General features: G+C 21.6%; 2 protein-coding genes. Both read right to left on the bottom strand.

The window, feature by feature from the left end; translation table 11 throughout:
• Positions 1-383 (bottom strand): O-antigen ligase (locus tag HALO113_RS13785; protein ID WP_236554728.1); only part of this gene is annotated, 383 nt, incomplete at its 3' end.
• Between the two features lie 547 nt (positions 384-930).
• On the bottom strand, positions 931-1,755 hold an 825-nt coding region (locus HALO113_RS13780), incomplete at its 5' end, for a hypothetical protein (protein ID WP_236554724.1).

Here is a 1,755-nt window from a genome sequence, read left to right as displayed (position 1 = left end):
CCTGAAGACAATAAAATTTGAAAAAATTGATTATGAGAATTTTTATTGAACAAATAATCACAATCATTTTGTAAATAAATATTATTTAAATACTCCTGATTATTACCCCAACCTACTCCTATTAATAAATTTTCTTTTATTGCTTTATAAGTAAAATTCCAAACATCAATTCTTATCCTTGTAGAAGAATTAACATTAAGGTTATTTATTGATAATTCAGCAAAGCGTTCAATAATATAAGGAAAGAAAAATGCTGTACTAAAAATCATAATTAGAACCAATAAAGCTATCATATAATTAATTTTTTTTCCTTGTATTACTTTAATTAAAAAAATTAAAGTAAGTGAGATTATTATTGCCTTTCTAGAAAGTAAAAAAATCATAAAAATCAAAAAGATTAAATAAAAATAATCTAGCGTATTTTTTTTTTGTTTAAAAGAAAGGATTAGGATTTGAATACCAAAATAACTTGTTATATATATAGGGTGGTCATTAAAACCATAAAATTCGTTTGTAATATAGGAATAGCCATAATTTAACGTATTGGCATTTGTTAAAGAACCTAAATAATATAAATAAATTAAAATTGTAATAGCATAAATTAAAGTAGAAATATATAAACTGTTTAATAGGTTTTTTTTAAATTTTTGAAATTCATCAGTTTTTAAAGAAAATAAGAATAAAGGAACAATTATAAAAGGAATAATTCGGATCAACAAATCCAATGACAATTTTAAATTGCTAAAGTTGTTGAATAGTGATAAAAAGTAAATAAAGAAATAGACCCCTAAGAAAATAAAAAAATTATTATTTTTTGGTTTGGGTCTATATGCAATTAAATATATGGCTAATAAAATAATTATAGATGGTTTTAGCCGAAAGGGTAGGATAATAAAAATTCCACAATAGAAAGACAAAAATCTTAAAATACTATCTTTTAATATAGAGTTTTCCATTTTGATATTTTATATAATATAGAAAAAATAAGATTAAAGAATAATAAATAAATCTATTAGAAGATCTAAAATTGTATTCATAAATTAGTACACAGAACATGACAATAAATAACAATTGTACTAAACTTAAAATATACTTTTTTTCTAGAAAAAATTTCTTAATCTTTAAATCTAAAGTTGTAAAATAGAATCCAATAATTACCCAATAAAAGAAAAAGAAAATAGGTGTTTTATACAATTCTCCTATTCCAGTGTAAGGCGCAAAAATATTTAATCTCATTTTTTCTGCAATTTTATACCATCCTGCAAATCTTCCTGGTAAAGGGTTTAAGGAAATTAATAAATTTTTATCAATGTTTGAGCTATAATATTCAACTGTATCAGCAGTAGCATAAAAACCAAAAACAAAATTATAGTATAAATTTTTATAGATATACTTAAATATGATTTCTGGCTTTTCTAAAGTAATTAAAATATAAGGTATTAGACCATGTTGATGTGATTCTGATCTTAGCGATATATTATATCCAAAGAAAATTAGCAATATTACTATTGAAAACAATATAAAATAGTTTTTATTGTTCTTTTTTTGTAAATACACTCCAAGTAGAAAAACACCCAAATTTACAGAAGCCATTCTACTTCCTATTGATATACAAGAAATCAATACAATTAAGAATAACAAAAAATTTAGAGTTTTGTTCTCTTTATAAAAGAAACCTGAAATAAAAGAAATTATTAGAAAAATTAAGGTATAAAAGAGTTTTAAAACTGAATTTTTATAAGGAATGTATTGATA

The sequence above is a fragment of the Flavobacterium sp. 9AF genome, from assembly GCF_902506265.1.
Lineage (GTDB): Bacteria > Bacteroidota > Bacteroidia > Flavobacteriales > Flavobacteriaceae > Flavobacterium.
Note: the sequence above shows the minus strand (reverse complement) of the source record. Positions and strands in the feature narration are given on the sequence as shown.